The 4,873-nt window shown below is 57.5% G+C and carries 5 protein-coding genes; all 5 read right to left on the reverse strand.

Features of this window, described 5'->3' with window-relative positions:
* Positions 1-1,367 (reverse strand): beta strand repeat-containing protein (locus tag ACW9IR_RS28605; RefSeq protein WP_457465976.1); only part of this gene is annotated, 1,367 nt, incomplete at its 3' end.
* A 290-nt stretch (positions 1,368-1,657) separates the two neighbouring features.
* Positions 1,658-2,998, reverse strand: a complete 1,341-nt coding sequence (gene flgE, locus ACW9IR_RS28610; RefSeq protein WP_102900846.1) for a flagellar hook protein FlgE — start codon at positions 2,996-2,998, stop codon at positions 1,658-1,660.
* Positions 2,999-3,029: 31 nt separating this feature from the next.
* The gene (flgD, locus tag ACW9IR_RS28615) at positions 3,030-3,755 is read right to left on the reverse strand and encodes a flagellar hook assembly protein FlgD (protein WP_038369493.1); all 726 of its coding nucleotides are present in this window, start codon (positions 3,753-3,755) and stop codon (positions 3,030-3,032) included.
* A gap of 15 nt (positions 3,756-3,770) precedes the next feature.
* A complete protein-coding gene (gene flgC, locus ACW9IR_RS28620) occupies positions 3,771-4,214 on the reverse strand; it encodes a flagellar basal body rod protein FlgC (RefSeq protein ID WP_053122816.1) in 444 nt (147 codons plus the stop codon).
* Positions 4,215-4,217: 3 nt separating this feature from the next.
* Positions 4,218-4,625: a flagellar basal body rod protein FlgB gene (gene flgB, locus ACW9IR_RS28625; protein ID WP_007917581.1), complete on the reverse strand. Its 408-nt coding sequence runs from the start codon at positions 4,623-4,625 to the stop codon at positions 4,218-4,220.
* Positions 4,626-4,873: the final 248 nt, after the last annotated feature.

Raw genomic sequence — 4,873 nt, forward strand, 5'->3', positions numbered from 1 at the left:
AACTGGTCCGCGGCTTCGCCACTGATAAAGGTATCGTTACCGCCGGAGCCCTGCAACATCTCGATGCCGACGTAAGTATCACCGGCAGCAATCCCGGAGTTCACCCCGGTTTTGGTATTGATTGTCAAGCTCGCAGGGCTGTCGGTATAACTGACAGTATCAGTGCCTGCACCACCAATGAATTGGTCAGCACCTGCGCCGCCCATCAGGGTGTCGTTTCCGACCCCGCCTGTGATGACATTGTCCGAAGCATTGCCGTAACCGACGAAGTTGCCCGTGCCGACGTAAGTCAGGCGTTCAACGTTGGCTGCCAGACTGTGATTGAGCAGGATGGTTCGTACTTCATCATCACCACCGCCCGCTGCTTCAACCACGTTTACCGAGGTGCCGTTGACGTAGTAGATGTCATCGCCGCCGCCGCCGTTCAGGACGTTGCCCGTGGTTTGCCCGGTCAGGACGTCATTGAAAGACGAGCCGATGACGGTTTCGAAATTCCACAACTTGTCGCCTTGGGCATCACCACCGACACCCGGAACACCGCCAACCAGACTTACCGTCACGCCGCTGGACGAACCGGAGTAATCAATGGTGTCAGTGCCGCCCGAACCATCGAACTGATCGGCAGCCGCACCACTGATAAAGGTGTCGTTGCCGCCGGAGCCCTGCAACATCTCGATGCCGACGTAAGTATCACCGGCAGCGATCCCGGAGTTCACCCCGGTTTTGGTATTGATCGTCACGCTCGCAGGACTGTCGGTATAACTGACGGTATCAGTGCCGGCACCGCCAATGAATTGGTCAGCACCTGCGCCGCCCATCAAGTAATCGTTACCGACTCCGCCGGTAATGATGTTGTCCGAAGCATTGCCGTAACCGGTAAAACTACCGGTGCCGACGTAAGTCAGACGCTCGACGTTGGCTGCCAGGGTGTGATTGAGCAGGATGGTCCGTACTTCGTCATCACCGCCGCCCGCTGCTTCAACCACGTTCACCGAGGTGCCGTTGACGTAGTAGATGTCATTACCAGCACCACCGTTTAAAGTGCTGCCGGACGCCTGGGCGGTGAGAGTGTCGTTAAATGCGGAACCAACTACGGCCTCTATAGACGTCAAGGTATCGCCCTGAGCATCCCCGCCAATGCCTGTGCCAGCGGTCAGATTGACAGTCACCCCCGCCGTGGAATTGGCATAAGACGCGGTATCGATACCGTTCCCGCCATTCAAGACATCAGCACCTGCTCCGCCATCCAGCAGGTCATTGCCCTCGCCACCACTCAGCGAGTCATTTCCTGCAAACCCATACAACTCATCCGCACTTGACGTGCCTACCAGTGTGTCCGTACCCGACGTTCCGTTTATAACTGCCATTGTTTCTTCCTTGCCTTTTTGATGAATCGATAGTCAACGCAATGCTTCAGAATCGCCTCGACAAGGCCGAGTACTTTTGCGCGTGGTCATTGATGAGACGTTTAACCGCCCTGCAACCAGAGGTCTCCATGACCTGCGGAAGTTTGACGCGCCCCCTCCTTTGCTCGGGGCATCTGCAATTACTGCACCACAGCTACCGACGAACGGTAGGTATCTAAGCAAAGCCTGATAGCAGGCAAAAAAAAACCGACGCCAAAGGCGTCGGTTTTCAGTGCAGCTATTCGAACACATCAGGTCATCTGAATGATGGTCTGCATGATGGTGCTCTGGGTCGAAATGGTCTTGGCGTTCGCCTGATAGTTGCTCTGGCCCTTGATCAGGTCCACCAGCTCATTGGTCAGGTTCACGTTCGACTCTTCCAGCGAGTTCGACTGGATGGAACCCAGTGTGCCGGTTTCCGGAGCGTCATAACCCGGGATACCCGAAGCGAAGGTTTCCTTCCAGCTGGTGCCGCCCACTGCTTGCAGACCTTGCTCGTTAGTGAAGCTGGCCAGTGCAACCTGGCCGATCGCCTTGTTCTGGTTGTTGCTGAAGTTGGCGAACAGCGTACCGGTGCCGTCGATGGTCAGGTTGGTGATCTGGCCAGTGGCGTAACCATCCTGAGTCGGGATGGTACGCGAGGTGTCAGCGTTGTACTGAGTGGTCTTGGCCATCGAAATGGTTACACCATCCGGGTTGGCAGCTGCGCCGTTAGGTGTAAAGACACCGTTGGTCACTGTGCCTGGCTTCCAGTTCATCAGGGTCAGATCGCTGCTGATCACCGGAGGATCACCTGCAACCGCGGCAGGCGTGCTGACCTGGACGAGTTTGCCGGCAGAGTCGAACGTCAAAGTCGATGCAATCGGCGGAGTGGCAGCTTTGCTTGGATCACTGCCGGTTGCATCCGGGTTGCGCCCATCGACCAGCGTGTACACCTTCCAGGTGTTTTCGCCCGTCTTCACGACGTACTGATCCATGTTGTGCTTGTTGCCTTGCGTGTCATAGATCGGGGTGCTGAACGACTCGGTGTAAGTCTCGACCTTGGACGGATCGAACTTGACAGCGGTGGCGCCGGTATCAACGATCACCGGTGCCGACGAGTTCAGGTTGATGCTCGAAGCCACGGCGGAAGTGGACTTTGGCGCCAGGTTCGAGGTGTCGATCTTCAGGTCGGTCAACACACCCTTGATGATCTTGCCGCTGGAATCCACAGCGTAACCTTGCAGGCGCGAGGTGTAGTCGGTGTTGGTGATGAAACCGGCGTCGTCGACTTTGAAAGTACCGGCACGGGTGTAGGAAATCGAGCCGTTGTTGCTCATGGTAAAGAAGCCGGAACCGTTGATACCCATGTCCAACACGTTGCCGGTGTTGTTGATGTCACCCTGGGTGAACTGCTGGGAAACGTTGGCCAGGCGCACACCGTTGCCGATGACTTTGCTGCCGGTGCCCAGGCGGGTCGCCGAGTAAACGTCTTCGAATTCTGCACGGGACGATTTGAAACCGGCGGTCGCGACGTTGGCGATGTTGTTGCCGGTCACGTCCAGTTGTTTGTTGGCTGCATAGAGACCGCTAAGGCCGATATTGAAAGACATATTCCACTCCTTTGTTGCCGGTTAGTCGGCTCTATATACCAATGGTTTGTACTTTGGACAGGGCAACGGAGCCCTTGCCAGCCAAGTTGAGCATCAGCTCGCCACCGGTCTGGCTGATCGTCACGCTGTTGACCGTTGCCGGCAGGTAAGTGGCCAGATCGGTCGCGGTGCCGTTGATCGGCGCGCTCGCCTTGAAGGTGTAAGTACCGGTCGGCACGAGGGTGCCGGACGTGTCTTTGCCGTCCCAGGTGAAGCTGGCACTGCCAGCGGCGCGACTGCCCAGATCGATGGTGCGAACCGTCTTGCCGCTGCTGTCGGTGATGGTCACGGTACCCTCAGCAATGGACGTCGACAGGTTCACCGAACCGGTCAGGCCTTTGCTCGGGTCGTCGAGCTGCGCAGTGTTGGTCTGCACGATCACATTGCGACCGACCAGCGACGAAGCTTGCAGCGCCTGCGACGAGTTGTAGTTGCCGGCCAGGCCACTCACAGTGGAGTTCAGCGTGGTGATGCCTTCAAGGCTGCTGAACTGCGCTAGCTGGGCAACGAATGCGCTGTTGTCCTGTGGATCGAGCGGGTTCTGGTTTTTCAGCTGGGTAACCAGCAGTTGCAGGAACGCGTCCTTGCCCAGCGCTTGACCGCCGGTGGCACTGTTGGTCGCCGAAGCGATGCCGCCCGTCGTGGTGCTGCTGGTCTTCGACGAGTTGGCCAGTACGTCTTTCAGACTAGGGGTGCTGGTGGTATCGGTAACACTCATGGCAGTCGCCCCTTATTACTGACCGAGGGTCAGTACCTTCTGCATCATGGTTTTGGCGGTGTTCATCATTTCGGCGTTGGTCTGGAACGAACGGCTCGCGGAAATCATGTCAGCCATTTCTTCCACCACGTTGACGTTCGGGTAGTAGACGTAGCCTTTGGCGTCAGCCGCCGGATGATTCGGCTCGTAACGCGCTTCGAGGTTGCTTTGGTCTTCGACCACACCGAGCACCTGTACGCCTTGACCGGCCGCGTCCTGACTCTGGAACAGCGAGTTGCTGCCAGCGTTTTGGCCGCCCTGGAACATGGTGGCGAATACCGGATGACGGGCGCGATAGGTCTGGTCGATGCTCGACGAGACGGTCTCGGCGTTGGCGATGTTCGAGGCCACGGTGTTCAGACGCGTGGTTTGTGCGCTCATGCCGCTGCCGGCAATGTTGAAAACGCTGGACAGGGACATGAATTACTCTCCGCGCAGGGCTGATACCAGCCCTTTGAATTTGCTGTTGAGCAGGGTGAAGCTGGCCTGGAAGCCGACGGCGTTTTCCGCGTAGTTCGACTGTTCCAGTTGGGCGTCCACGGTGTTCTGGTCGATCGAAGGTTGCATCGGCGTGCGATACATCAGCGATTCGTCACCATTGCCCAGGCCTTCAGCTTCGATGTGACGGCTGTTGGTCATGTTCAACGCGATGGTGCCGTTGGCGTTCTTCTGGGTCTGTGCTTCAAGCACTTTGGAGAAGTCCAGATCCCGCGCCTTGTAGTTCGGGGTGTCGGCGTTGGCGATGTTGTTGGCCAGCACTTCGGCACGCTGGGCGCGGAAGCCCAATGCCTTTTCGTGAATGCCGAGCGCTTTATCGAAGCTGATGCTCATGTCGGGAACCTTCAGGTGACCGGTTTTTCGTAACTGAGCTTTAGCAAGCGCCGTGCCAAACCATAATCCCCCTATAAACCGGGGCTTTGCCGGGAGTCGGCAAAGCGGCAATGCCAGAAAAGCGGCAACCGGTTTCCGCCAGATGCCGCTTTTCTGCCGCTTGCCGTCCATCTCATACACACCACGGTCCCTGTAGGAGTGAGCCTGCTCGCGATAGCGGTGTGTCAGGCACCGATGATGCTGAATGT

This window comes from Pseudomonas sp. SDT291_1_S447, assembly GCF_054070155.1.

Bases quoted from the DNA above. Each gene is read 5' to 3' on its own strand.
- flgE (WP_102900846.1), bottom strand. From the start codon at position 2,998: ATGTCTTTCAATATCGGCCTTAGCGGTCTCTATGCAGCCAACAAACAA.
- flgD (WP_038369493.1), bottom strand. From the start codon at position 3,755: ATGAGTGTTACCGATACCACCAGCACCCCTAGTCTGAAAGACGTACTG.
- flgC (WP_053122816.1), bottom strand. From the start codon at position 4,214: ATGTCCCTGTCCAGCGTTTTCAACATTGCCGGCAGCGGCATGAGCGCA.
- flgB (WP_007917581.1), bottom strand. From the start codon at position 4,625: ATGAGCATCAGCTTCGATAAAGCGCTCGGCATTCACGAAAAGGCATTG.